Raw genomic sequence first — 25,438 nt, 5'->3', positions numbered from 1 at the left:
TTCAGGTCCTTGAAAAGCGACGGCCTCAGGCTTGAAGAAACCCAGATGCAAGATGCCGGACGGTTGTTCAAGCTGGCCCTGATCGGTCTTGCCGCGGCGACCCGCACCGTTCAACTCGTCGATATTACCATAACGTCTGTGTCGAGCAGCGTTGCAAACCGTAACTACGCCGCATATGCGGCAAGCAAGGCTGGTGCTGCGCATGTTACACGTGTGCTCGCCGCAGAATGGGCTGCATCGGGTGTCCGGGTAAATGCACTGGGACCGGCTGTCACCCCGACCCCCTTGGCGACCCAGATCCTTGACGATCCTATTACCCAAGACGCGGCACTCGCCAGAATTCCAATGAGCCGATTCGGAACCCCGGAAGACCTTCTCGCTGCCATCATATTTCTTCTGGCACCGGGAAGCCGGTTCATAACCGGTCAAATTCTATATGTTGATGGAGGCCGAACTATTTCGTGATGGCTTTCAGTGGGTCGTCCACCCACCGCCAATCGAGGGTGACGCTCCTGTTATAGTCTGAGCTGCGTCAGAACAGAGATATGTCGCCAGCGCTCCTATTTGTTCTGGGGTTGTGAACCGAAGCCTTGCTTGCTTTTCTTGTAGTAAATCTTTTTCTATATCCGGACGCCTCGAAAAACCCTTGGCCTGACGGATTTCGAGTAGCGGGTTGGGCTCAATCGCGTTGCTGATTCGGCTGGCGCCGGTCAGTGCATCGATTTCGGAGCAATTGCTTGTGGTTTCTGGGATTTTCTGCCCCCCGTCGGGGCTTCGGGCTCATGCGGGCGCGGTTCTCCTGCCGAGCCGGACCCGGCGCTGCATGTTGTAGGCGAGATTGGCGAGGCCGATCTTCGTGCTTGCCCGGACGAGGCCGATGGTGCGAACGAACAGGGCCACATGCTCGATCGCCGAATGCAACCGGGATTTCGCCGCGTTCGCGAGCGCCGTGCCGCGCGGCATCGCTCGGCCCTGCGGCTTCTTCCGGTGGATACACGAGCGCATGCCGTTGTCTGACCAACCATGCCTCGTTCTTCTTCGACCGATATGCCGTGTCCCCCTCCGGGAGCTTTCCATCGGCAGCGGCCAATAGAACCTTGGCTCCCTCCGCCCACACGCTGGCCGCGGTGTTGGTCTTATCGATCAGCCCGTTGAGTTGCGCTCCGGTCGCGCGGCATTCGTGACCACCCAGTTTCAGATCAAGCCGTGGTGCCGGTCGATCGCGATGTGGTTCTTGCAGCCGAAGGTCGGGATCGCGAGGTCGACTGCCGGCGTCGAGCCGTCCGGCCTCGTCTTCGCCTTGGTGAACTTCACGATCGAACGGATTCACCGTTCATGATCACCGGATTGCGCATGCAAGACGACTTTCGCCGGCGCCCTGCGGTCGCACAGCGATGCGGCGATTTGACACAAGTCACAGCAAAGATATGATTATCGTGAATCTCAGACCACTTTTAGCCACACAGGCATCATTTTTCGGATAGGATGACCCCGCCGTGAGCCTGCGGGTTACGTGCGGCGCGGGTCCGTGGTCAAAAAGCTAGAGCTAAAGATCTCCATCCTGGGCGATTCGATCTCGCAAGACAGACCAAGGTTTAAAATAATGCTGATTGCTTCCACCCCGTTGTTCCTGGTCGCCGGCGGCCTCACTGCACTCGCGGCAGGTTTCGTTAAAGGTTTTGCGGGTTTCGGTTTTGCCGTGGTCTTCACTCCGCTCTTTTCGCTCATATCCGACGATCCGCGCCAGGTGGTGTTCGTCGCACTGGTGCTTGGCGCCATCATGAGCCTCGGCGTGATCGCCGAAATTCGTCATGCAATCGCCCGCGACCGGACAATACCGGTCGTTTTCGGCACGATGGTCGGCACGCCGATCGGGATCATGCTGCTCGGATTGATCGACCGTCCAGCCTTGAAATTCGCGATCGCCGGCTTGGCGATCGGCATCACGATCCTGCGATTGACTTGGTTTCAAATCAGAATCGGCCCCGGTGCGTGGCCATTGGCAATCGGCGCGTTTCTCGGTGGCATTCTCAATGGCTGCACCAGCATGGGTGGGCCGGTTCCGGCGCTGATTGTCGTCTGGCAGAGGCAGGGAATCAATGATAGCCGGGCGATCCTCGTGATGTTCAATCTGCTGAGTTATCTGCTGGCGATCACAGTCGCCCTCGGCACGGGCATCGCGCGGCTGCCTTGGCTGATCTCTGGCGTCTGGCTGTTACCCTTCGCGGCACTTGGCACCTTCGCGGGTGTCCATGCCGTCCGGCGTATATCGCAAACCACCTTCGCGTACGTCATCACCGCGGTCGTGGGATTGGCTGGTATCGCCGGGGTTATCTCGGTCCTCAAAACCTGATGGGCGCGGCCTCCTTTTAGATCGATAGCGGGGATGATTCACGATAACCATCTTATTGTCGTGAAGCTCTGGCCATCTTTAGCCCGACCAAGCCGATTGGCTCTTTACCGTAAAATTCCGCACGGTTGCTGCTAGAAGGCCAAGACTCTCACTTCCAACCTCCCACCGGTCTCCCTGTGCATCATTCCATATCATCTGTGGTTGGATGCGTTTTCACCCCAAGGTCTGTCAAAATCAACCAAGAGAAGGAGCGCCGTTTGTGTCGTCTCGTAATAATTTGAGATAAGGACGCTCGACACTTGGTTCGAGTTCGACCAAGGCCCCTGAGGGAATAACAGAAGTGATATCGCAATCGAAATCCGACATCAGCGGCAGGCCGGCATGGGCTGCGCCTTGCGCCATGATGGGGTTTGCCCGGTTGAGAACTAGAGCCAGCGGGATCATGCTACGGGAAGCCATCTCGAACAGCATCCAAGCGGTTGCCACCCCGCCTTTCGCCGCATCCAGGATCAGGACCCGCCCCAGGTAAGACTGGCCTGCCAGGACATGCTCCGGGCGCGAAAAAACACCTTTTATCCGATCAAGATCATAGCGGGCAGAGAAGCCATCCTTGGCGACCAGCGCTCGCCCCTGGATTTTATGACCCATTGCGCAGCCCGCATAAAACATCGCATCCCGCATCACACCGAACCTCCCGCACAGGCTACGTCAATACATTGTTCCATCGACAGCAGAGTTGGGCTGTACCCATAGCCGCCGATAATGTTCACCAACTTGGCCGAATTGCTGGCCAGAGACTTCCAACCGTTCGCTTCCGCCATCTCGCGCGCATAGCTATTGTAGAAACACATGCCAGCCAGAACGGTACCGCCAGCGGCTTCGATACGGGCGGTCAACCCCATGCGATCTGCATCCGGCTTGACTTGCGGACTGGTGATCGCCAGCAGTGGAATTTTCACCTGCCGCCCAGCGAGCAGATCGGCGACCTGCTGTATTTCGACGATACTCAATTGTGGGGCGGAAAACACGACCAGATCGACCTTGCCCGTAGTCTGGCCATAACGCTGGCGAAATGCCTCCAGATCCCGGCCGCCTAAGCGGAATTGCGGTAGCGAGGATACCGAGGCAGAAAAATCCCGCGCTAGTTTGGCTTCAGGCGTGATGCCGGACAGATGGAACAGCGCCACCGAACCAAAACTCGCCGCCGCCGCGCCGAAATGTTTCATCTCGTCGGAGCCGGGAATCCGCTCCAGCCCGCTGACCAACGGAACACTCCAGTAGTCGCCCGCCAATTTGCCAACCATCGCGCCCAATGCCCCCCATCCATCAAGCGACTGCGGCGTGAAGGTCGTCACGATGTGCAAGGTCGGTTGCCGCCTTGCCTCCAGATGGTAGCCATAGCGCGGCGTGCATCCGGTGAGGGCTGCCGCGAACGCAGAAGGGCCTCCCTCGAAATTAGACCGCGCCCCCAGCACGCTATTGGTATAGATGACAACGCCGGTGTCCCCATAGGCCACATGTTCGCCGAGCAGCGGCGGCATGATCGTCTGATAGTTGATGCAGGTATTGGTCATCAGGATGCCGCAGGATTCCAGCGCTACGGTGGTCCGCCGCTCGCGCTCAACCATCCAATTTTCTTGCTTTAGCCTTGGTGCGGCAAAAAAATCGGTTCCGCGCGGATCGGTGATCGTTGGTACCCTGACCCGGCGTTGCGCGTCAGGCAGACCCATCCAGCGTTCTAGCCACTGCACGCCCGCCTCGCCGAGCGATTCAGTGTCGCACATGATGTGGGCCTGGGCGATCTGAACCAGATCAGTCGCGTGGAAATAGCGTCCAACCTGGATTTGATGGGCGATGGCCCAGTGGCGCAGCGGGCCGCATTCTCCCGATAACATCGCTCGTTCTTCATCGGTCAATTTCATCGCTTCTCTCCGGTCGGTTCCAGCCACCTCGAACCATCGGCGACATGGTCATGGCATGCTCATATGATTGGGAAGAAACAGTGTTAGATTTGGAAATAAATACAGCGCGTAGACCATGACGATCTCAATGGCGATGAACGGCAGGATGCTCGCCATCATCTGCGTTAGCGGAATATCGGAAATGGAGGCTACCGTCACCAGGTTAAGCCCTGCTGGCGGGTGGATCTGGGCGATTTCCTGATTGACGGCGATGATCACGCCGAACTGCACCGGATCAATGCCGATGGCCCGGGCAATGGGGAAAAAAATCGGGATGGTCAGGATCGTCAGCGCCCCTGATTCGAGAAAAGTACCAAGAAACAGATCGGTGACGATGATGCCGGTGAAGGCAATCAATGGACCGCCGGGCAGCGACGTAACGCCAGCAGCAATTTTCTGCGGCAATTGTAGCAAAGCGCTATACCGCGCAAAGACCGATCCTGTTCCGAAAATCAACAACAGCATGGAGGCAGTCAGCGCGGCGTTCATCGCCGCCGCTAGGATGCTCTTGAGATTTAAGCGGCGGCGGATGAGCCCGACCAGCAGAATGTACATCGCGGCCACCGCGCCGGTTTCTGTCGGAGTGACGACGCCGAAATAGATCGAGACGATGATGAACACCGGCAGGACGACGATCGGCGCGCCTTTCAGCAAGATCGGCCAACGTTCGCGCCACACGTAGGGGCGGACCTTGATCGCCGGACGGTTGAAAAAAATAACATATAGCGAGAAAAGCAGTGCCAGCAGCAAACCTGGGATCACCGTGGCCATGAACAAACTGCCGATCGAGGTTTCCGTCAACACGCCATAAATGATCAATGGAAGGCTTGGAGGCAGCAGAATGCCCAAGGTGCCGCCTCCGGCTATCAACGCCCCGCGCACCCGGTCGGGATAGCCTTCGCGGGCCAAAGCCGGCAGGGCAATCAAGCCGACTGTCACCGCCGTCACCGGGCTCGAGCCGGTGATGCCGGCGAAGATCGCACAGGTGAGGATCACCGCCACGCCAAGCCCGTTCGGCACTGCGCCGATGCAGACCTTGGCGAATTCGAAGAGTTCATCGCCCAAACGCGCCGCCTGCACCAGCATGGCGGCAAAAACAAACAACGGAATGGTCACGAGTTCGAATTTATTCAAGCTCTGCCAGAGGAAAGAAGCGAAATCCACGCTAGCCTGATCGATGCCGAACATCAATGCAAGACCAGCAAAGGCGGTTACCCCGATCGAGATGAAAATCGGTACCCCCAGCACCATCAGGCCGAACATGCCAAACACCAGGGTGATCAGCGTGGCATCGCCGCTCCAGGCCATGCTCAACGCCCCGTTATGCGCGGCGCGAGGATGTGAGCCAGCGCCTGGACGGCGATGGCAGCACCGCCGATCGGCAACGCCAATTCCGGCCAGAATTGTGGCACCTGCAGCAAGGTGTTGGAGACCAGATGTTGCGTCAAGGCGGCATGCGCTTGCTGCCAGCCGGACACCAGCAGGACAAGACCGAACGCCAGTTCAAAGCAGCCGGACAACCTCGCCAGAGCCGGTTCAAGGTCCGGGCGGCCTTGTGCAAGGATTTTGAGGCGGAAATGATGCCCGGTATTCAGACCATAGCCGGCGGCACAAAACCCCATCATGATGATGGCATAGCCCGAGATCTCGAATACCCAGATAGGCGGGCGCTGCAACTGATCCATCACAATTTCGTACAGAACAGGCAACGGCAGAACGAGCGCCAACAGAGCGGATATGGTTGCGATCACCCGCGATACCGCGGTAAGCTGAGAAGCCAGTTGTGCGCGCCAGCCCCCGGCACGGACCGTCATCGACAGCGGCTGCGGATCATTGCAGGGAATCCAGGACGGTCTTCACCAAAGCCGGGCTGAAGCCCGCCTTTTCCTTGCGGACCAAAGGCGCTAACGCGGCCTTGAACGCATCGTAATTGGGCGTTTTTGGTTCAAGCACGGTGACGGTCGCATGATGCTCGCGCATCTTGTCCAATTCGATCTGGTAGGCATCGACCATCGCCTGATTAGCCGTCCTGCCAACTTGATAGGCCGCGTCGAGAACGATTTTCCGCAGATCGGCCGACAACGCTACAAAATGCGCCAAATTCATCACATAGCCGGTGATCAACAAGCCGAACACGCCATTGGTGGCCAATACATATTTGGCCACTTCATATTCTTTCAGCCCGACCGCCCCTTCCAGACCACCGATCGCCCCTTGCACGGTTCCGCGTTCGAGAGCGGGATAGACATCGGCCACACCGATGGTCGAAGGAGCGCCGCCCAAGGTTTGTACGATTTGCGCCGTTAGTCTATCAAACACACGGATGGTCTTGCCGCGAAAGGCCGCTGGGGTATTGAGCGGCTGGCGCGAAACCACGACGACTGGCCCGTTATAGAGGGCGCAGAGCATCTTGGTGTCGTGCTTCATCATGCCGGCATCGAGGGTTTTGAACAATTTTGTCCCTGGCCCAATCGCTTTTTCGAACCCCTCCCCAGTCGGCGAGAAAAACACCGTGTTGAGCACCCCCGCCTCCGGCACGATGGAGGCCCAACTTCCCAAGGTGGTCAGGGAAATATCCACCACCTTCGATTGGATCGCGGTTGGCACATCCTGCTCGCTCACCAAGGCGCCATCGGGGAAATTTTCCACCTTGATGCGCCCGCCGGAGGCATGCTCGACTTGCTCGATGAATGGTGCGACGAAACTGGTGACTTGCGGCGCTTTTGATGCGCCCCAGGTGGAAAGCCGCAAGGTGGTTGCGGCAGAAGCGGCATGGACCGCATCCATCGCCAGAAGCGCGCCCGCGCCGCCCGCCAGTTTCAGCGCGCCGCGCCGGCCAATCCATACCCTCGCCCCTTGCGCGCGGCTGCGTGCCAGATCTGCGTCCAATCGCGAAAATTCCGCGTTTTTCATGGTTTCCTCACAGCTTTGTCTCTGCCCTGTGGCAAAAATTCATGTTTATTGGACGATTCGGATTGGCAGACGATATAATACATCTTATCCTGAAACAATACATTAATTTGTGAGCAACCCCTGGAGTTGGAACACGAATGGCTCCCCAAAACAGCGGCAGAATTGGCGATTTGCAGCGTCAGAATCCTTTCGCCTTGCATGAGCAGCTCACCAACCGGCTGCGCACGGAGGTGCTGGCGTCCTATCAGCCTGGGGAGCAAATCCCGACCGAAGAAGAGATCCGCACCCGCTATAGCCTCAGCCGGATCACGGTGCGGCGTGCCATTCAGACCCTGGTCGATCAGGGCGTGCTGATCCGGCGGCAGGGCAAAGGCACGTTCCTGGCCCAATACTTGCCGCGGGTGATCTATGAGATCGACAAATTCGGTCCCTTCACCGACGCTTTCCTGGCTGCTGGTGAAAACGTCGCCATCACGGTGGTCGATTTCGGCTGGAAAAAAGAGGGTATCCCCGATATTTTCCGCGGCACCGCGGATGAGGTGCTTTGCTATAGCCGACTTTATGAAACTGGGGGCACCCATCATGCCCTGATCCAGGTGACGCTGCCCCCTCGCCTAGGCGAGCGCGTGTCGCGAGCCGATACTGCGTCTATGGGAGTTTATGAGCTGCTGCGCTCCAAGCTGAGAGTGGAGCCGTTTCGCGCCGATTTCGAAATCAGCAGCCAATTGCCGAATGCCGCATTGGGCGGCATGCTGAAAATCTCTTCAACCACGCCCATACTCGTACTGGAGCGGATTTCCTACGATCAGGAGAATGATCCGATCGAACAAACAATTCATTATCTGATTCCAACTGCTTACCGTATCAAAACGTCGGCGTTCAAACAAAAACCCAAAATGCTCGGTTCAAATCACAGCGATTGAGAATGGTAAAAATTAACCCAAAAGATCCTATCGCATGACGGCAGATGAGCGTTAGAGCATGATGACTCTAGACTGAACCGTACCCTGAGTTGATGAGGTATCTTTTGCATTCATCGGCGGAGAACGCGGTAAGCAGGGTGCCGATGCCTCGCCATGTATCCTCTACGGTTCGATGGGCGGCCTTCCGCAGCTTCTTTCAATCACAGATAGAAATACGGTGTTCAAGGGTCAAGCTGCCCAGTTCCGCTCGGCTGCGGCGCGGGCAGTAGCGAGCAAGCCCTGAGCCGCGGCCCTGCTCGCATCGATGTCTATCGCGCCGTTCCCGATGCCGCCAATCAATGCCAGATCGGCGATGCACCCCGGTGGCAAATGCGCCCGCACGGCCGTCAACTCGGTCAACTCGGCTTCCGGGATCGTTTCCGCGAGTGTGGGTTCGAGATGGGGATCGACGACGACGGCAAGGCCCCGAATCGCCAAGGATGCCACTTGGCCGAGCGATGGCAGCGACTCCTCGGCAAAGCCGCCATCGGCGAGCAGCGTCGCCATGCGCAACTTGCGCTCGGCCTGATCAAGCCAGCTCATTGCGACCTGCCGGTTGCGCGTCCGCCCGGCCTGATCTTCCGGCATCGTCGCCTCATCCAAGACAGGAGATCGATGCAGCACATCTCCGGCCTCGATCAAGCGAACAATGCCGACAGATTGCAGCCGACGGACAGCGTCCCACGCGGAGCGCCCAACGATTTCGATGGAGGCGATGCCGATCTGGGCCGCCGCTTCGGCCAGACGCTGACGCTCCTCGTTCAATTCGGCCGGCGCACCCTCCATGACCACGACCATCGTTTCTCCGCCTTCGTCGCGACGGTATCGCTCGATCAAAAGAACCGCATCGCTCAGGCGACCAACAATTTCGGTCGCAAAACGGCGACCAGAATCCAGGGGCGGCGATGGCAAGACGGGCTCCGGCTTGTGCAGGAGTGCGGCCAGCCGCTCGACCATGGCGGCCCGCCCCGAGGGCATTTTCAGCGCCTCGATATCGCCGCGCCCGTCCAGCACGCCGTCCGCCAGACCCTGCTTTTGGACCAGGATATGTTGGATGCGATGCTCGATCGAATCCTCGCAGACCAGGTTGATGACGGTTACGGCTCTGGTCTGGTACTTGCGCCAAGCCCGGGCAATGCGCTGCTCCAACTTTGCCGGGTTCCACGGCAGGTCCATGTTGACGACCGCGCTCGCCACCTGAAGGTTGAGGCCGACACTGCCGGAATCCGTCGACAGGAACAACCGGCAGGCAGGATCGCTTTTGAACCGACGAATCTCGATCCGCCGTTTGTCCTGTGGCACCGAACCGGTGTGCCACGCGAACTCGACGCCGAGTTCACTGGCCAGTTCGCGCACCAGTCCCAGCATCCGCTCCCATTCCGAGAAGACGATGATCTTGCGGTCCGGCTCCGCAAGAAGTTCAGCCAGGACATTTTCGAGTTCGTCGAGTTTGGGCGACACCCGGCAGGTCGGGTCGAGGATATAAGGCGTGTCGCAGATCATCCGCATGCAGGCGAGCAATTGCTGCAGGCGGTCGAATTCCTCCTTCCTGAGCGGGCGGCGCTGCGCCAGGGCGATCAGCCGAGAGGCCGGGGTTTCGTAATCCGCATACCGCAACCGCTGCTCCTCGGTCATCGCGACGTAGAAGGTATCGACGGTGCGGCCGGGAAGCTGGTCCTCCACATCGTCCTTGCGCCGCCGCAGCATCACCGGTTCCAGGCGCGCGCGCAGTTCTGCGAGATTTTTGTAATCAATCGGCCGGCCGCGCTCATCAAGGACATAGAAATCGCGATTGAAGCGGAACAACGGCCCCAGGAGCCGCGGATCCAGGTACTGGACGATGGAATAGACCTCATCGATGCGGTTTTCGAGCGGTGTGCCGGTCAGCACGAACGCGTAGGGGCTCCGCAGCTCCTTTACCGCCTGCGCGGTCTTGGTCTGCCAATTCTTGATCCGCTGCGCTTCGTCCAGGATCACGACGTCGGCGCCGACGATCCGATTGATGTCGTGGCGATCGATCAGTACCTGCTCGTAATTGACCAGGGTAAAGAAGGTTTTCGTTGCATAAAGCCGCAGCCGCTCGGGGCGCGGACCGGATACGACCGTCACCGAAAGGTCGGTGAAGCGGGCGATCTGGTCCTCCCATTCCGCTTTCAGCGAAGCCGGCAGGACGACCAGAACCCGAGATATGCCGCGCAAGCGGCGAAGCAGCTCGCACGCGGCGATCGCCTGCACCGTCTTGCCGAGGCCCATTTCATCGGCCAGGAGCGCGCGCTCGCCGAATGCCAGATGCAGCATGCCGTCCACCTGGTAGGGCAAGAGCGGATGGTGCAGGATGTCGATTGTGGCAGAGCCATCCTCGACATCAGCGAGGAACCGGTCGCGATCCTCGACGCGCCGACGGCGCCGACGTTCTTCCTCCATTCGGCTCTCGAGCTGGCGGGAAAACCGGACGGTTCCAGGATGTAAGCCGTCCAGCTCACTTCGCAGAGCGGGGAGAGTGGTCAGCGTGTCGCCCGCAAGCAATCCGGCCGCGGTGCAATATCGGGTGATGACGGCGTCCACGGTGTTCCGGTCCCTGGGCCCACGCACATGCACGGCACTGGATCCATCGACAGCAGGAAATATTTCAAGCCGCGGACTACCGGCCCGCCCCGCCGCGGCAAAGGCGCGCTTCCCTTTGCGACGCAATGCTTCGAGCACCCCCTCGATATGTTTGCAGGTACCGAGACCGTTGACCCGCCAGTCCGGGCAGCCGCAGGAGTTTTCCCGCAGAATCAGAGAGCGAATTTCGACTTCATACGTGGCTCCGCTGGTCGAGTGCACGCGGAAGTTACCGAAGTAGGGATGTTCAGGCTCCAGATTTTCAATGGCGCCGATATCGGTGAGCCCCCGCCACCGGCGCCGTTCGAGTTCATCGGCGTCGGTCGTGTTCCAGCCTTGAAAGCCGGAACTCCTTTCCTGCACCTTCTTCGCCTTCCGAGGCGATCTTTTGACCCGACTCGTCGTCATCCTTTCCTCCGTATCTTGAACACAGGGAAACCTGACGGACAGGGCCGATCGGCGCAATGGTGTCAAGAGTGTAAAATCGCGCGCGATAGCGCCCCCCTCACTGGCGAAAATCGCGTCCAATTCAGCACGCGATCATCGCCTCGTTCCACTTTCACCTTGCGCGACGGGGGCGTTCCAAAACTGGGCGATGTCCTGGTCCTCGGTACCGATGGCGTTGGATGTGATTCGCTTTATTCTTGCCGATTCGGGGCGACAAGATGGCGGGATCTCCTATGCGGACGTATCTTCGGACCGTATTAAGCTGGTGACGACGATCGCAACTCCGGCGGAGATGAGGGCTGCACGGATCGGTTCGGCAACCGGCTGTTCGGTCACCAGAACGTCGAGCGCGTCCAGACCGCAGAGCAAAACAGGGGCCGAGCGGCTGAACTTGGTGTGATCGGCGAGCAGGATTACCCGGTCGGCCACCGTCATCAGTGCGCGTTTGGCCGGCCGTTCGATATCCGCCGCGACATAGACGCCGCGACTATCGATCGCCGCGGCGCCGAGAAACAAGGTACGCACGCGCAGGCGCGCAGCCGCGTCGGTTGCGAGCGGCCCGACCAGGGCAGCGCTGTCGCGGAACAGATCTCCGCCGAGTGCGATGACGCGGTAGCGGCCCCGCTCCATCGCCGTGACGATGGCCGGCACTGAATGGGTGACGATGCTGCCGGCGAAACCGGGATCGAGTCGCTCCAGCACCCGCAGCGCGGTGCTGCCGGCATCGATCGCGATACTGTCCTGCGGCCCGATTAGCGCGGCTGCCGCACTCGCGATCGCGTCCTTCGCTGTCTCGTTCTGAAGCTGGCGGTGCAGGAAGGAGCCTTCCCTCGGTACCGCCTCGGTAGCCTGAGCGCCGCCGTGGACCAGCCGAACCCGGTCGGCGGCGGCAAGCCGCGCGAGGTCCCGGCGGACCGTCATTTCGGAAACCCCGATGGTGGCGGCAAGATCGGCGACGGTGAGGAATCCGGCCGAGGCGAGACGCGCGTGAATCGCCTCCAGCCGGGCGTCGGCGGCACCATACTTCATCGTTAACGCGCGGCCCAACAGAGGGCATGACACAGAACGAACGGTCGGCTCATCGATATCTCCTCTATCCTATATAAAACCACTTTACACGGGACCGCGACAATGGTATAAAATTACCAAATTTGGTAATTTTGCAACAAACAACACGTCTAGGATACCATGCCGCCGCGCTTAGGATCATCCCCAGCCGTCTTCGTCGGCCTCGCGACCTGGGACACGATCGCGCTGGTGCCCGGTTTTCCCGAACCCGACGGCCGCGTGGTTGCGGAGGCGATCGCAGAGGCCGGTGGCGGCCCGGCCGCCACCGGCGCGGTCGCCTGTGCGCGGCTTGGTGTGGTGGCATCGTTTATCGGCACGGTGGGCGATGACGCGCGCGGCACGCGCATTCTCGATGGCCTGCGCGCGGAGGGAGTTGACGTCTCGGCCGCGATCGTGGTGCCGGGGGCACTTTCGGCGGCAGCGGTGATCGTCGCCGACCGATCGCGCGGCACACGGGCGATCTGCCCGATCCCTTCGCCGCCGCTGAACATTACCGCCGGTTCGGCGCAGGCGTCGCGGATCGCTGCGGCGGCGATGGTGCATGTCGATCAGGCCGGCTATGCGCCGGCCGCCGCATTGGGTGACGCTACCGTGCCGTTGTCGGTCGATGCAGGCAATCCGATCGCCGGTCTCGATCTCAGCCGGATCCGCCTGTTCGCACCGACGCAGGTGCGGCTCGCCGCGCTAGTGGGCGACGGTACGGTGACCTATCAGTTGCGGCGTGCCGCGGGACCTGACTGGGTGGTCGCGACCGCTGGCGCGGCAGGGGCGCATGTCCGGGCGGCCGGCAAAACCTGGCTTGTGCCGGCTTGGCGAGACGCACCCTGCATCTCCACCCTCGGCGCTGGCGACGTGTTCCACGGCGCGCTGGTCGCGGCTTGGATTCGTGGCTTCGAGCCGCCCGACGCTACCGCCTATGCCAGTATCGCCGCCGGGCTCTCCTGCTGCGGCGTCGATGGCCGCTCGGCAATACCCAACCACGACACGGTGATGCGGCTGCTACCCGCCCACGTCGCCGCCACAAGCCAGCTCATGGAGGTCTGAACACGATGCCGGAAACCATTATCCGCCCGAGCAGTCCTGTCCGGTCTGGAACCGCGCGCGATCCCGCCAGTCTGGCGCGATCGTCGGGTGGCTATGCAATGCTCGCTATCGACCAGCGCGAGGCACTGCGTGCGATGCTGGCCGAACATACGACCGGTCCGGTGAGCGACGCGACGGTGACCGACTTCAAGCTCGCGGTAACGCGGGCTCTCTCGCCGTTTGCCTCCGCGATCCTGCTCGATCGGGATTTCATCTGGGACCGGGCGATCGCGGAACGGGCGGTCGCACCCAGTTGCGCACTGATCGCGGCGGCCGATCGGTTCATCCCGAGTGAGGCGGAGTTCGTCGCCGATGTCGAGATCGACGACGCTGTGGTGCCGGATATGGTGCGAGATCAGGGCGCTACGGCGCTCAAGCTGCTGGTGATCTGGCGCCCCGACGAACCGGCGGAACCACGCATCGCGATGGTGCGCCGATTCGTCACCCGGTGTAGGGCGGCGGGGCTGGTGAGCATCATCGAGCCGGTGGCCCGTCGGTCGCGGCACGGCGGCCGGTTCGATTGGGAGGCTGGCGTGATCGCGGCGGCACGCGAACTCGGCGCGCTTGGCGCCGATCTCTACAAGGCGGAAGTACCGCTGCATGGCAACGGTGCGGAGGCGGCGATCCGTATTGCATGCACCGCGCTGACGCGCGCGATCGCCTCGCCGTGGGTCGTGCTGTCTTCCAGTGTCGAGCCTGATAAGTTTCCGCGCGCCGTCGCGCTCGCCTGCGCAGAAGGCGCGTCCGGGTTCCTCGCCGGGCGGGCGGTGTGGCAGCCGGTGATCGGCATGGCCGATCGCGGCGCGGCTCTCGCCAGCGCGGCGGCCGACCGGCTCAAGCGCCTGTGCGAGATCACCGACCGCGCAATGGTGCGCTGATCCGATGAACGACCTGTTCCGCCCGGTTCGCGCAATCAAATTCCCCGCGATCGGCGCGGTCAGCGTTATAAGGGCGGCGGGACCGGCACCGCCGGGACCGGGCGAGGTACTGGTCGGCGCTGAATTTCTCGGCATCTGCGGCACCGATCTTCACGTGCTGCACGGTCAGCACCCGTGGGTGCGGCCGCCGCTCATCATTGGCCATGAATGCGTCGCGACCGTGCTGGCGGCGGGCGAGGCGGTTGGTTTTGCGCCGGAAGCACGGGTCGTGCTGAACCCGCTCGTCACCTGTGGTCATTGCCGCGCCTGCCGATCCGGCCACCCCAACCATTGCGCGACAGCAAAGGTGATCGGGTTTCGCCTGCCGGGCGCCGGGCGCACGCGCTTCGTGGTTTCCGCCGCACAGCTTCACGCGGTGCCGGCCGGGCTCGATCCGCGACTGGCCGTTCTCGCCGAGCCACTCGCTGTCGGCATCCACGCCGCCGGACTCGCGGCCGATCTCGACCGGATTCTGGTGATCGGCAGCGGCACGATCGGGCTATACGTCCTGCTCGCGCTTCGCGCGCAGGGTGCGGGCGCCATCACGGTGGTCGAACCAATTGCCGAGAAATGCTTGCTCGCGCTGCGGCTTGGCGCCCACGCGGCGATCGCCCCCGATCAGGTCGGCGAGACCGCCGAATTTACTACCGTATTCGATTGCGTCGCTGCACCGGCCACGCTCGATGCGGCCTGCCGGATGACGCTCGGCGGTGGTGCGGTCGTCGTTGTCGGCGTGGCGGAAGCCGCGCGACAGATCGATCTGCCCCGGATGCAACGCTTCGAAATCGATCTGTTCGGTAGCGGCATGTATGTGCCCGCTGATATCGACGCGGCACTCGCCGCGCTGACCACCAGGATGATCGACGCAGCACCGCTGATCAGCGCAGTCCGCCCGCTTGATGGAGCCCAGGCCGCCTATGCCGAGGCGATGCGGCCCGACAGCGTGAAAGTCCTGATCGACATGCGCTGAGAATCAACCAGCAAAGCATAAGGGAGAGAAACGCATGACCGACAATATCGACGCATCGCCGCCACGCACGCCGATGGGCAGGGTCGCCTTCGCCAGCTTCATCGGTGCGCTGCTCGAGTGGTATGATTTCTTCGTGTTCGGTACCGCCTCGGCGGTCGCGTTCGGGCCGCTGTTCTTCCCGAACCAGAACCCGCTGAACGGTATCATGGGCGCGTTCGCCATTTTCGGCGTCGGCTTTCTCGCCCGACCGCTCGGCGGCGTGGTGTTCGGTCATATTGGCGACCGGATCGGCCGCAAAGCGGGGTTGATTATGACTCTGCTGATCATCGGCCTCGGCACTTTTCTGATCGGGTTGCTGCCAACCTGGCACCAGGCGGGGATCGCAGCGCCGATTCTGCTGCTTGTGTTACGGCTGGTACAGGGCTTCGGACTCGGCGGCGAATATGCGGGCGCCGCGCTGATCACGATCGAACACGCGCCCGAGGGACGGCGCGGCTTCTGGGGCGGCATGCCGCAAGCGGCCGCCTCTGCCGGTATCCTGCTCGCCACGCTCGTTTTCGCGCTGCTCGATGGGCTACCAAAATCCGAATTTCTCGCCTGGGGCTGGCGGGTGCCGTTCCTGATCAGCATCGCCTTCACCCTGATCGGCCTGTTCATCCGGCTCAATCTGCTGGAGACGCCGGACTTCAAGAAGCTGCAGCAGCAGGGAATGTCAGACGTGCCGCCGCTCGCCCAGCTTCTGCGCGACCATCCCGGCAACATCATGCTGGCCTTCGGCGCGCGGCTCGCCGAGACGATTTCCTCAAACAGCATAATTTCCTCAAACAGCATAAACGCCTTCGGCATCGCCTATATCGTTTCCCAGCTCGCAATGAATCGGTCGGTGGGGCTGAACGCGATGATGGTGGCCTCGCTCATTGGGATTCCGATGTGCCCGGTGTTCGGCGCGCTGTCGGACCGGTTCGGCCGGCGCGCGGTCTATCTTGGTGGTGCCGGATTCATGGCGGCGTTCAGCTACCCGTTCTTCCTCCTGCTCGGTACCAAGTCGGTCGCGATTATCTGGCTCGCCTTCATCCTCGCCTATAATCTAGGCCCCACCATGATGTTCGCGGTTGAGGCGACGTTCTTCAGCGAATTGTTTGGCGCCGGCACGCGCTATACCGGGCTGTCGATCGCCTATCAGGTCTCAGCGATCATCGGCGGCTTCATGCCGCTGATCGGCACCTGGTTCATCAAACTCGATGGCGGCCAGCCGTGGCTAATCGCCGCCTTTCTGCTTGGCATCTCTGTCCTGTCTTTCGTTTGCGCAATGGCAGCGCGCCGGGTCACTGACAAATCACCTTCACGCCATTGGTACCCTGCGCGCGTCTTGTGAGTGCCACGCCGGAATCAGTTTAGCTCGGCGGCGTAGCGGAACAGGTCGGTACGGTAGCGGGAGATGCGCAATTCGACAGCGACTTTGCCGACATCGCGCGCGACGCGGGTGATTTCGAGCAGCGGGGTCGCCTCTGGAATAGCCAGAAACCGCGCATCCTCCGCCGTGGCCGCGACCGCCGCGATCCGCTCGCTGGCATGGGCGATGGTGATGCCGTAGCGTTCCTGGTAGATCACATACATCTCGTCGATCATCTCGGTGCCGGGTTCGACCGCGAGATCAGGCATCAACGGAGCCGGCACGTAGATGCGCTCGAAGATGGCGGGCACCGATTTCAGCGTTCTGATCCGGGTGATGCAATGCAGCGCGGTGCCGCGCTGGATTTCCAGACGCTTCGCGAGATCGCGGGTCGCGCCGACCGATTTCTGGCTCAGCGTCCGGCTCGACGGCTCCAGCCGCTGATCGTCCAGACCCACGATGCGGAAGAAATGAAACAAAGCGTGCTCGCGGGTATGGCGCGCGACATAGGTGCCCCTGCCCTGGCGGCGGACGATCAGGCGTTCGGCCTCGAGCGCCATCAGCGCCTTGCGTACGGTGCCTTGGCTGACATTGAATTCGGCGGCGAGCTGAAACTCGTTGGGGATCAGCGCGCCCGGCTTCCATTCGCCCGAGCCGATCCGCCGGGTGATCAGCGCCTTCACCTGCGCATAGAGCGGCTGAAACTCTGTCCCCGCCCGGTTGCTCGTTTCATTGTCCATCCGGATCCTGTGTCGAAGGTTTGTGCTCAAACATGCATTAGACCGGATTGGTGGCGCAACGCGAGCTATCCGGCCATACTGAACCAGCCGGGATCGACTTTGATCCCCTCCCGCTCCGCGCGTCGCCGCGCCACAAACCGCGACAGACCCGGCAGGCGTGCGCCGGGTTCAGCGGCAACATCATGGAATAGATGGGCGAGGTGATCCGTGCTGCCCCCGCAGGCCGCAGGTGCGATCGCGACCACCAACTGCCCGGTGGCCGGTGGCGGTCCGGCCGTATCGAGGAACGAACTTGCTTCAGCGGCGTAGTGAGCACCGGTTAGCCCCGCCGCGAGCGTCTCGACCATCAGCGCAAGCGCTGCACCTTTGGCATCGGCCACGGGCACCATGGTACCGGTCAGTGCCAGGGTGGGATCGGTGGTCGCTTCGCCGTCCGGTCCTCGCGCCCAGCCCTCCGGGATTGCCTCGCCGCGCCGCTGCGCGGCCAGGATGTGCCCACGTGCGACCTTTGAGAGCGAGAGGTCGATCACCACCAGGTCGTCCTCGAACGGAAAGGCGCACGCGATCGGGTTGGTGCCGAACAAAGCGCGCCGGCCACCCCAGGGTGCCATCGCCGCCGGCGTATTCGCAACCATCATACCGATGAGCCCGGCGCGGGCGAGACGCTCAACTACAAGACTCATGGCCCCGCAATGCCCGGAGCGAAACACGCCGGCGACCGCGACGCCCTGCTCCGGCGTGAGCAGCAGCAGCCGCTCCACCACACGGTCCAGCACCGGATAAGCGAAGCCATGCATGGCATCGACCCGGATCGCGCCGGGCAGCGTCTGCGTCACTTCGGGGATGGCCTGGCCATCAATCTTGCCCACCCGAACCTGTGCGGCATAGCTTGCGAGCCGAACCAGTCCATGGCCGCCATGGCCGTCCGCTTCGGCCAGCACCAGGGCATGAGCGACGGAACGTGCGATATCCGTCCGCGTGCCGGCACCAACCAGCACTGCGATCGTCCGTTCCTCGGCTTCGGCGAGGTTCAGGCAAATGGGTGCGTTCATAAGAGGCCGAGAGCTCGCAGAATGGTGTCCGCGATCAGCGCCGAGACGCGTACATTGGATTCCGCCGTCACCCCCGCGATATGCGGCGTCAGGATCAGATTGGGGATGTCCTGGAACAGGGCGCCGCTTTCCACCGTGACCGGCTCCTGTTCGAAGACATCGAGGGCTGCACCGGCCAGCCGTCCAGTCCGCAACGCCACGCAGAGCGCTGCCTCGTCCACCACGCCGCCGCGCGCGGCATTTACCAGAACGGCACCCGGCTTTATCCGCGTTAGTACCCGGGCGTCGATCAGATGGCGCGTTTCCGGGGTCAGGGGAACGTGCAAGCTGATCAGGTCCGAATCGGCGAGAAGATCGTCGAATGACAGCGGCGCCGCGCCGGCGGCCCACGCGGCGCCCGCATCCAACAACGGGTCGTAGGTGGCGATTTTCATGCCGAGCGCGTTGAGACGCGCGGCGGTCTTGCGTGCGGTCCGCCCGAAGCCGACGAGACCGGCCGATTTCCCGGCGATTTCCCGGCCGATCGCCCGGTCGCGCGGCCAGATACCCGCCACGACGCCACTGCTTGCCAGAAAGGCCGGCCGGAGCAGAACCAGCGCCGCCGCAACCACATATTCCGCCACCGCGTCGTCGTTGGCACCAGTCGCCGGATGCACCGCGATGTTGCGCACGCGGCAGGCGTCGAGATCGATATTGTCAAGCCCGACACCGAGTCTTCCGACCTGTTCGAGTTTTGGCGCCGCGCCGAGGAGTGCCGCGTCCACCCGCGTTCGGTTGCGGACGATCAGCGCGCGGGCATCGGCGAGGACTGCGTGCAGACCGTCCGGCCGGTCGACCAAATCGGGCGCGTAGAGCGTCGGCGCCCGCGCGGCTAGCGACGCGACCGCCTCCTCATCCATAAACTCCGCAACAACGATGGTCGCCACAGTTTTTCTTGCTCAAGCGCTGCGGTAGAGCTTGGTCATCACAAACTCTCGGTGACCAAGCGCTTCCGTAGCCGTCAGCCGGCCATTCGCGGTACGCCCAATCAGGTCAATCAGCGCATCGCCAGCCTGCTCAATTGTCATCTCACGGCGTAAGATGCCCGAAACATCTAAATCGATATGCTCGCTCATCGTCCGCACCGTACGCGGATTGCCGGTAATCTTGATCACAGGTACAATCGGATTGCCGCAAACATTGCCCTGTCCAGTCGGAAAAGTATGTATCACGTATCCTGCAGCTGCCATTAGCGTTACGCATTCGCCTGCGGCTGATGACGTGTCCATGTAATAGAGGCCGGGGCCTTGCGCCGGTGCCTCAGCCGGCTCAAGGGCGTCGATAAAGGTGCAGTTCCGTCCGATCTTTTCCAGATTGCCGAGCGCCTTCTCCTCGATCGTGGTGAGCCCCCCTTCGATATTGCCTTTGGTTGGCTGGCTATCGGACAAGTCGTCGGTCTTGTGTGCCTCGATCACGTCGTCCTGGTAGGCCTTCCACATCGTGTACCATTTCTCACCGATCTCGGGTGACGCCGCGCGCGCTTTGCAGATGTGCTCACCGCCGGTAATCTCGGAGGTCTCACCGAATACCCCATAAATTCCCTCGGGAATCCACTTGTCATACATGTTGCCGACGGTCGGGCACGAGGCCAAGCCGGTCGTCGTGTCGCTTTCGCCGCACTTGGTCGAGATCCACAGATCACCGATCTCGATCGGTTCGCGCGGCAATTCCGAAGCCCATTGCACGAATTCCTTGGCTTTGCGCGAGGCAGCCGCGATCGTGTTGATATCGCCGTGCTGCTCGATCCAGAATCCCTCCACGGGCTTGCCAGTCTTGCGGATACCCTCGACCACGCGGCCGGTCCATTGCGGTTCAATGCCGATGACGATCACCGCCGCGACATTCGGATTCGATCCGGCGCCGATTAGCGTGCGGAAATGCAGATCAAGATCGGCGCCGAACTGCAGCCGTCCATAGGCGTGCGGCAGAGCGAGCGTGCCCTTCACGTTGTTGGCGACCGCCTCGCATGCCGCGTTCGACAAATCGTCGAGCGGCAGGATGATGACGTGATTGCGCACGCCGACCCGGCCGTTTTCGCGCCGCCAGCCAGTCATTCTTTGGTGTGCCATGGTTCCGTTCCCCGCTTACCAGCGCTTCGTCTTGAGATTATGGGTATGCACGTGGTCGCCTTTCCTGATCGGGGCTACGATCCGGCCGATATCCTCGCCGTATTTGATCGCGGTGTCGCCGGCCGCGAAATCGGTCAGCGCGACCTTATGGCCGATCGAGACATCGGCATTGGCGACCAGCCGGAAATCGGTGTCGGTTTCGGTGACAACGCAAATCATCTCGGTCCCCGCTTTCAGCCCTTCGACGACGACGACGCCGACATTGTCCTTCGGGCTGTGCACGAGCAGATGCGGAATACTCATGACGCTCTCTCTCCTCCATAATACGGCGCAATGCCGCTTATTCCTATAATTTATATAAGATTAATGACTCGTGTCAACAACCCCGCCTCACTCCGCGGCGGCCATAGGCGCAACGGCGGATAAAAACGAGCGTAGCAGAAACCTCTCATGGGATTGACAGAATATTCTTGTATAAGATATAATTTGAATTGACGTCCGACCCCTGGAAAGGCTGAAATGCGGCCGGGCCTAAAAATGAAACGAAATATAGCGAGGAAACATGAATCCCGATGTCGTAATTCGTTCGGCGCGCGACGTGAGTCGCTTTATCGACGAGCATCCGGCCAGCCGGACCTCGCTGCTGATCGTGTTCATCGCGCTCGGTGGCGTATTCGTCGACGCCTACGACTTCACCAGTCTCGGTATCGGCGTGGTTCAACTCAAGCACAGTTTCCATCTGTCGCCGCTGGAACTCGGCAGCGTCACGGCAATGATGGCCTTTGGCGCGTTTCTCGGCGCATTGTGGGGGGGTTACTTCACCGACAAGGTCGGCCGGCTCAGGATGTTCCTGCTTGATCTGCTGTTCCTGGTCGTGGCCGCCATCGGTGCCGCGGTTTCGGTTAACCTCGTCATGCTATTGGCATTTCGATTCCTTATGGGCGTTGGCGTCGGACTCGACTTTCCGGTGGCGCTCAGCTTCATTGCGGAATTCGTCGCGGAGCGGCGCAAGGGCAGCAATGTCAATCTCTGGCAGATGATGTGGTATGTCGCGGCATCGTTCACCGGCCTGATCGTGCTGCCATTCTACCTCGCGGGGGTCAGCGGCGATCTCTGGCGTGTGGCGGTCGGGTTCGGAGCGGTTCCGGCACTGATCATCCTCCTGATGCGGCTTCGCTACATGAATGAAAGTGCGCCATGGGCGGCGCACCATCTCGGTCTCGCGGAGGCAGGACGAATTCTCGAGCGGACCTATGGTGTGCAGGTCACGATCGCGCCACTGACCGCGCCAACGAAATCTGCAAAATCACCAAAAATCGATTTTTCCGAGATTTTCTCGCCGCAATACCGGCTTCGTACCCTTCTGGTCTCGATCATCTGCGCGACCCAGAGCATCGAATATTTTGCCGTGGGCTTCAATCTTCCTACGATTTCCACACGCTTGTTCGGCGCCAACTTCATTTACGCAATCCTTGGCGCGATTTTGTTCAACCTGTTCGGTATCGCGGGTGCCGCGGTTGCCATAACGGTGACCAACCGTCTCGGGATCCGGCGTATCGCAATCTTCGGGTACGTCATCGTCATTATCGCGCTCTTGCTGTTGTATGCTGGTGGACCCCATCTGTCTCTGGCCATCGCCGCGCTGTTGATCGGCCTTTTCATTTTTGGCCATTCCTTCGGTCCGGGCGCACAGGGAATGACGATGGCAACCTTGTCGTATCCCACCCGCATCCGCGGCGTCGGCACCGGCTGGGGGCAGAGCATGGTGCGCGTAGGCAGCATCTTCGGGTTTTATTTCTTTCCTGTGCTGGTCGCGGCCATCGGATTTCGTTCGATGATGCTGGCGCTCGTTCTGGTGCCGCTACTCGGCCTGCTGGCCGCCTTGCTCGTGCATCGGGAGCCGATCGGCCACGATCCAGACGTAACCGAAGAGATGTCGCTCAGCGCGGGCGAATGAATTTCATGTGAGGGATGTTCAACATGGCGGAAACATATCTGAAACGGGCGACCAAGACCCCGGAAACCGAGACCAGCACGGCGCGGCAGGTCGCCGCCGACATGCTTGCGGCAATCGAGGCGGGCGGCGAGGATGTCGTGCGCCGATATGCACGCGAGTTCGATGGCTGGAGCGGACCGATCGTCATGAACGCTGACGGCATCGCGCAGCGGGTCGCGACGGTCGATTCCGGCACCCGTGCCGATATCGAGAAGGCGGTCGCCAATGTGCGCCGCTTCGCCGAGGCGCAGCGCGAGTCGGTGCGGGATTTTAGCGTGGAACTGATGCCGGGCCTGATCGCAGGGCAGAAAATGGTGCCCTGCAACGTCGCCGGGTGCTACGTACCAACCGGCCGATACGCGCATATCGCATCAGCTTACATGTCGATCGCGACCGCCAAGGCCGCCGGCGTGAAGACCGTGATCGCATGCTCGGCACCGTTCCGCGGCGAGGCCGTGCATCCCTGTGTGCTCTATGCGATGCAGATGGCCGGTGCTGACATCGTCATGACGCTGGGTGGCGTTCAGGCGATCGCAACCATGGCGTTTGGCCTGTTCACCGGCAAACCTGCCGATATCGTCGTCGGCCCCGGCAACAAGTTCGTCGCCGAAGCCAAGCGGATGTTGTTCGGTAAGGTGGGGATCGATGTCTTCGCTGGCCCGTCGGAAGTCGCCATCATCGCGGACGACACGGCGGATGCGGAGATCGTCGCGGCCGATCTGGTCGGCCAGGCCGAGCACGGTCACGAAAGCCCTGCCTGGCTGTTCACTACGTCGCGTCGGATCGCGGAAGCCGCGCTGAAACGTGTCCCTGAATTGATCGACACGCTGCCGCCGACCGCTTGCGATGCGGCCGGTGCCGCATGGCGCGACTATGGCGAGGTCGTGCTTTGCGCCAACAGGGAAGAACTGGTTGCGGTGTCCGACCGCTACGCAAGCGAACATCTCGAAGTTCATTGCGAGGATCTCGACTGGTGGCGTGATCACCTTTCGAACTACGGCTCGCTGTTCCTCGGCGAGGAATCCACCGTCGCGTATGGCGACAAGGCGTCCGGTCCGAACCACATCCTGCCGACCAAGTTCGCGGCGCGGTATTCGGCCGGGCTTTCGGTACACAAATTCCTCAAGCCGTTGACCTGGCAGCGCATGGATCAGCGTGCCAGCGTGGCGGTCGGGGAAGTAACCGCGCGCATCTCCCGGCTCGAGGGGATGGAGGCGCATGCGCGCACCGCCGATTGCCGAGTGCGCAAATACGCGCCGGGCAGTAACGCTGATCTCGGCACGCCGGTGGCCATCTGATCCATGACCGATCGGCTCGACCACCTATTCGCACTTGACGGACGCACGGCGCTCGTCACCGGCGGCAATTCCGGGATCGGACTAGCGATCGCCGAGGCGCTCGGCCGGCAGGGCGCGCGGATCGTGCTGGTGGCGCGCCGCGCGTCGGAACTCAAACAAGAAACGGCTCGTCTTGCCGCGCGGGGAATTGATGCCTCCTTCATCGCGGGCGATCTTGCGACGCAGGACGGCCCGGATCGGATCGTCGATGCGCTCACGGGTTCGATCGATATCCTCGTGAACGCCGCAGGGATCAATCTCCGTCAGCCTTTCGAGGCGGTGACCCTGGATGCGTTCGACCAGCACATGGCGATCCATCTGCGCGCACCGTTCCGGCTGGTCCAGCGTCTGGCACCGGCAATGGCCGCGCGGAGTTTCGGCCGCATTCTCATGCTTGCCTCGCTTCAATCGGCGCGTGCCTTTCCAAACTCGGCACCCTATGGTGCCGCGAAGGGCGGCGTCGTGCAGTTGACGCGCGCCGTCGCAGAACGCTGGTCTCGTCACGGGATCACCTGCAACGCGATCGGGCCTGGATTTTTTCCAACCGCGCTGACCGAAGCGGTGTTCCGCGACGAGGCGGCGAGTACCAAAAACGCAGCGCAGACCGCGATCGGCCGCAATGGCGCGATCGAGGATCTGTTCGGTGTCGCGATCTTCCTCGCCTCCGAGGCGTCGGCCTATGTCACCGGTCAGACTTTGTTCGTGGATGGCGGGTTTACCGCCAGATAGGATGGCTCATGAAAGCGCTGATCTACACCGGCCCCCAAGCACTTACCTATGGCGATGCGCCGGTGCCTGTCGCCGAGCCCGGCGAACTGCTCATCAAGGTCGCGGCGGTCGGCATCTGTGGCTCGGACATGCATGCCTATCATGGCCATGACGAGCGCCGGCCACCACCGCTGGTACTTGGCCATGAAGCCGCAGGCGTGATCGCCAATGGTCCGCGCCGAGGCGAACGTGTTACCGTCAATCCGCTCGTCACCTGCGGCCGTTGCGAGGCCTGCATTGACGGTAGCAGCCATCTTTGCCTGCACCGTCAGATCATTTCGATGCCACCATGCCCCGGCGCTTTCGCGGAATACGTCACCATCCCCGAGCGAAATGTACTGCCAATTCCTGATGACATGACGTTTGCCGTGGCCGCGCTGGCGGAACCGCTTGCCGTCGCCTGGCATGCGGTGCGGATCGGAGTCGAGGCGCTGCATCGTCCGCTGCCCACCGCCGTCTGCTGCGTGCTCGGCGGCGGTGCGATCGGGCTGGGTGCCGCGCTGGTCCTAGACCGATTCGGCGCGCACGACATCCGTCTTGGCGAACCGAACCCGCAGCGTCGCGCAACCGCGGCGGCGGCGGGACCAATCAGTGCCTACGCGCCCGGCAGCGCCGGCGAACCGCCACCAGGTTCGGTTGATCTGTAAGCGCGCATTTCTCTGCACCAGCCTTGGGAGGGGGTCCTGTCCGTGCGGTGGAGCGCGACCGATAGGTCTGGGTCAGGCAGTGTTTTTAGTCTGGCCTGATTTGGCGAAGTTGAAGGGCA

Annotated in this window: 25 protein-coding genes; 11 read left to right on the top strand and 14 right to left on the bottom strand. The window is 61.7% G+C overall.

All coding sequences use genetic code 11. The features are described 5' to 3' along the window. On the top strand, positions 1-465 hold a 465-nt coding region (locus L2A60_RS16830; RefSeq protein WP_235705608.1), incomplete at its 5' end, for an SDR family oxidoreductase. A gap of 6 nt (positions 466-471) precedes the next feature. Here L2A60_RS16830 and L2A60_RS16825 read toward each other — a convergent pair. Together L2A60_RS16825 and L2A60_RS20955 are read right to left on the bottom strand one after the other, a co-directional pair. Next, positions 472-684: an SDR family oxidoreductase gene (locus L2A60_RS16825; RefSeq protein ID WP_262313383.1), complete on the bottom strand. Its 213-nt coding sequence runs from the start codon at positions 682-684 to the stop codon at positions 472-474. Between the two features lie 96 nt (positions 685-780). Beyond that, positions 781-963 (bottom strand): hypothetical protein, encoded by a 183-nt coding sequence (locus L2A60_RS20955; RefSeq protein WP_407932567.1) that lies wholly within the window; start codon positions 961-963, stop codon positions 781-783. Between the two features lie 550 nt (positions 964-1,513). Here L2A60_RS20955 and L2A60_RS16815 point away from each other — a divergent pair. After that, on the top strand, positions 1,514-2,353 hold the full coding sequence (locus L2A60_RS16815; protein ID WP_235705607.1) for a sulfite exporter TauE/SafE family protein: 840 nt from the start codon (positions 1,514-1,516) through the stop codon (positions 2,351-2,353). A 234-nt stretch (positions 2,354-2,587) separates the two neighbouring features. Here L2A60_RS16815 and L2A60_RS16810 read toward each other — a convergent pair whose 3' ends face one another. The 5 genes from L2A60_RS16810 to L2A60_RS16790 are packed head-to-tail and all read right to left on the bottom strand — an operon-like array spanning position 2,588 to position 7,101. Next, positions 2,588-3,034, bottom strand: coding sequence for an aconitase X swivel domain-containing protein (locus tag L2A60_RS16810; protein ID WP_235705606.1), 447 nt, complete (start codon positions 3,032-3,034; stop codon positions 2,588-2,590). Further along, on the bottom strand, positions 3,034-4,275 hold the full coding sequence (locus L2A60_RS16805) for an aconitase X (protein ID WP_235705605.1): 1,242 nt from the start codon (positions 4,273-4,275) through the stop codon (positions 3,034-3,036). Before L2A60_RS16805 ends, L2A60_RS16810 begins: the two co-directional genes overlap by 1 nt. 48 nt (positions 4,276-4,323) lie before the next feature. Continuing rightward, entirely contained in the window at positions 4,324-5,622 is a 1,299-nt protein-coding gene (locus L2A60_RS16800; protein ID WP_235705604.1) for a TRAP transporter large permease, read from the bottom strand. Positions 5,623-5,624: 2 nt separating this feature from the next. Continuing rightward, the gene (locus tag L2A60_RS16795; RefSeq protein WP_235705603.1) at positions 5,625-6,128 is read right to left on the bottom strand and encodes a TRAP transporter small permease; all 504 of its coding nucleotides are present in this window, start codon (positions 6,126-6,128) and stop codon (positions 5,625-5,627) included. Positions 6,129-6,144: 16 nt separating this feature from the next. Beyond that, positions 6,145-7,101: a TRAP transporter substrate-binding protein gene (locus L2A60_RS16790; protein WP_235705611.1), complete on the bottom strand. Its 957-nt coding sequence runs from the start codon at positions 7,099-7,101 to the stop codon at positions 6,145-6,147. A gap of 263 nt (positions 7,102-7,364) precedes the next feature. Between L2A60_RS16790 and L2A60_RS16780 the strand changes: the two genes are divergently transcribed. Further along, positions 7,365-8,150 carry a GntR family transcriptional regulator gene (locus L2A60_RS16780; protein ID WP_262313379.1) on the top strand — a complete coding sequence of 262 codons (786 nt, stop codon included), beginning with the start codon at positions 7,365-7,367 and terminating at the stop codon, positions 8,148-8,150. Positions 8,151-8,378: 228 nt separating this feature from the next. On the opposite strand, the gene L2A60_RS16775 is transcribed toward L2A60_RS16780, so the two are convergent. Together L2A60_RS16775 and L2A60_RS16770 are read right to left on the bottom strand one after the other, a co-directional pair. Further along, positions 8,379-11,201, bottom strand: a complete 2,823-nt coding sequence (locus L2A60_RS16775; RefSeq protein ID WP_235705602.1) for a DEAD/DEAH box helicase — start codon at positions 11,199-11,201, stop codon at positions 8,379-8,381. A 270-nt stretch (positions 11,202-11,471) separates the two neighbouring features. Next, positions 11,472-12,269, bottom strand: coding sequence for a DeoR/GlpR family DNA-binding transcription regulator (locus L2A60_RS16770; RefSeq protein WP_235705601.1), 798 nt, complete (start codon positions 12,267-12,269; stop codon positions 11,472-11,474). 159 nt (positions 12,270-12,428) lie between these two features. Between L2A60_RS16770 and L2A60_RS16765 the strand changes: the two genes are divergently transcribed. From L2A60_RS16765 to L2A60_RS16750, 4 genes are read left to right on the top strand one after another with little or no spacing between them, the layout of a single operon-like run. Further along, positions 12,429-13,352 (top strand): PfkB family carbohydrate kinase, encoded by a 924-nt coding sequence (locus tag L2A60_RS16765; protein WP_235705600.1) that lies wholly within the window; start codon positions 12,429-12,431, stop codon positions 13,350-13,352. A 5-nt stretch (positions 13,353-13,357) separates the two neighbouring features. Continuing rightward, a complete protein-coding gene (locus L2A60_RS16760; RefSeq protein ID WP_329603598.1) occupies positions 13,358-14,269 on the top strand; it encodes a beta/alpha barrel domain-containing protein in 912 nt (303 codons plus the stop codon). Between the two features lie 4 nt (positions 14,270-14,273). Next, the gene (locus tag L2A60_RS16755) at positions 14,274-15,278 is read left to right on the top strand and encodes a zinc-dependent alcohol dehydrogenase (protein ID WP_235705599.1); all 1,005 of its coding nucleotides are present in this window, start codon (positions 14,274-14,276) and stop codon (positions 15,276-15,278) included. 34 nt (positions 15,279-15,312) lie between these two features. Next, a complete protein-coding gene (locus L2A60_RS16750; protein ID WP_235705598.1) occupies positions 15,313-16,653 on the top strand; it encodes an MFS transporter in 1,341 nt (446 codons plus the stop codon). A gap of 14 nt (positions 16,654-16,667) precedes the next feature. Here L2A60_RS16750 and L2A60_RS16745 read toward each other — a convergent pair whose 3' ends face one another. The 5 genes from L2A60_RS16745 to L2A60_RS16725 form a co-directional block, all read right to left on the bottom strand. Next, a complete protein-coding gene (locus L2A60_RS16745) occupies positions 16,668-17,411 on the bottom strand; it encodes a GntR family transcriptional regulator (protein WP_235705597.1) in 744 nt (247 codons plus the stop codon). Positions 17,412-17,476: 65 nt separating this feature from the next. After that, positions 17,477-18,463, bottom strand: coding sequence for an Ldh family oxidoreductase (locus L2A60_RS16740; protein WP_235705596.1), 987 nt, complete (start codon positions 18,461-18,463; stop codon positions 17,477-17,479). Beyond that, a complete protein-coding gene (locus L2A60_RS16735; protein ID WP_235705595.1) occupies positions 18,460-19,362 on the bottom strand; it encodes an NAD(P)-dependent oxidoreductase in 903 nt (300 codons plus the stop codon). Before L2A60_RS16735 ends, L2A60_RS16740 begins: the two co-directional genes overlap by 4 nt. A 39-nt stretch (positions 19,363-19,401) precedes the next feature. Then, the gene (locus L2A60_RS16730) at positions 19,402-20,556 is read right to left on the bottom strand and encodes a UxaA family hydrolase (RefSeq protein WP_316044785.1); all 1,155 of its coding nucleotides are present in this window, start codon (positions 20,554-20,556) and stop codon (positions 19,402-19,404) included. A gap of 30 nt (positions 20,557-20,586) precedes the next feature. After that, positions 20,587-20,874 (bottom strand): UxaA family hydrolase, encoded by a 288-nt coding sequence (locus tag L2A60_RS16725; protein ID WP_235705593.1) that lies wholly within the window; start codon positions 20,872-20,874, stop codon positions 20,587-20,589. Positions 20,875-21,133: 259 nt separating this feature from the next. Here L2A60_RS16725 and L2A60_RS16720 point away from each other — a divergent pair, with 259 nt between their 5' ends. The 4 genes from L2A60_RS16720 to L2A60_RS16705 are packed head-to-tail and all read left to right on the top strand — an operon-like array spanning position 21,134 to position 25,319. Continuing rightward, positions 21,134-22,528 carry an MFS transporter gene (locus L2A60_RS16720; RefSeq protein ID WP_235705592.1) on the top strand — a complete coding sequence of 465 codons (1,395 nt, stop codon included), beginning with the start codon at positions 21,134-21,136 and terminating at the stop codon, positions 22,526-22,528. A gap of 23 nt (positions 22,529-22,551) precedes the next feature. Further along, entirely contained in the window at positions 22,552-23,865 is a 1,314-nt protein-coding gene (gene hisD, locus L2A60_RS16715; protein WP_235705591.1) for a histidinol dehydrogenase, read from the top strand. A 3-nt stretch (positions 23,866-23,868) separates the two neighbouring features. Continuing rightward, positions 23,869-24,633: an SDR family NAD(P)-dependent oxidoreductase gene (locus L2A60_RS16710; protein ID WP_235705590.1), complete on the top strand. Its 765-nt coding sequence runs from the start codon at positions 23,869-23,871 to the stop codon at positions 24,631-24,633. Positions 24,634-24,641: 8 nt separating this feature from the next. Then, the gene (locus L2A60_RS16705; protein WP_235705589.1) at positions 24,642-25,319 is read left to right on the top strand and encodes an alcohol dehydrogenase catalytic domain-containing protein; all 678 of its coding nucleotides are present in this window, start codon (positions 24,642-24,644) and stop codon (positions 25,317-25,319) included. Positions 25,320-25,438 lie beyond the last annotated feature (119 nt).

This window comes from Acidiphilium iwatense, from assembly GCF_021556475.1.
Taxonomy (GTDB): domain Bacteria; phylum Pseudomonadota; class Alphaproteobacteria; order Acetobacterales; family Acetobacteraceae; genus Acidiphilium; species Acidiphilium iwatense.
Note: the sequence above shows the minus strand (reverse complement) of the source record. Positions and strands in the feature narration are given on the sequence as shown.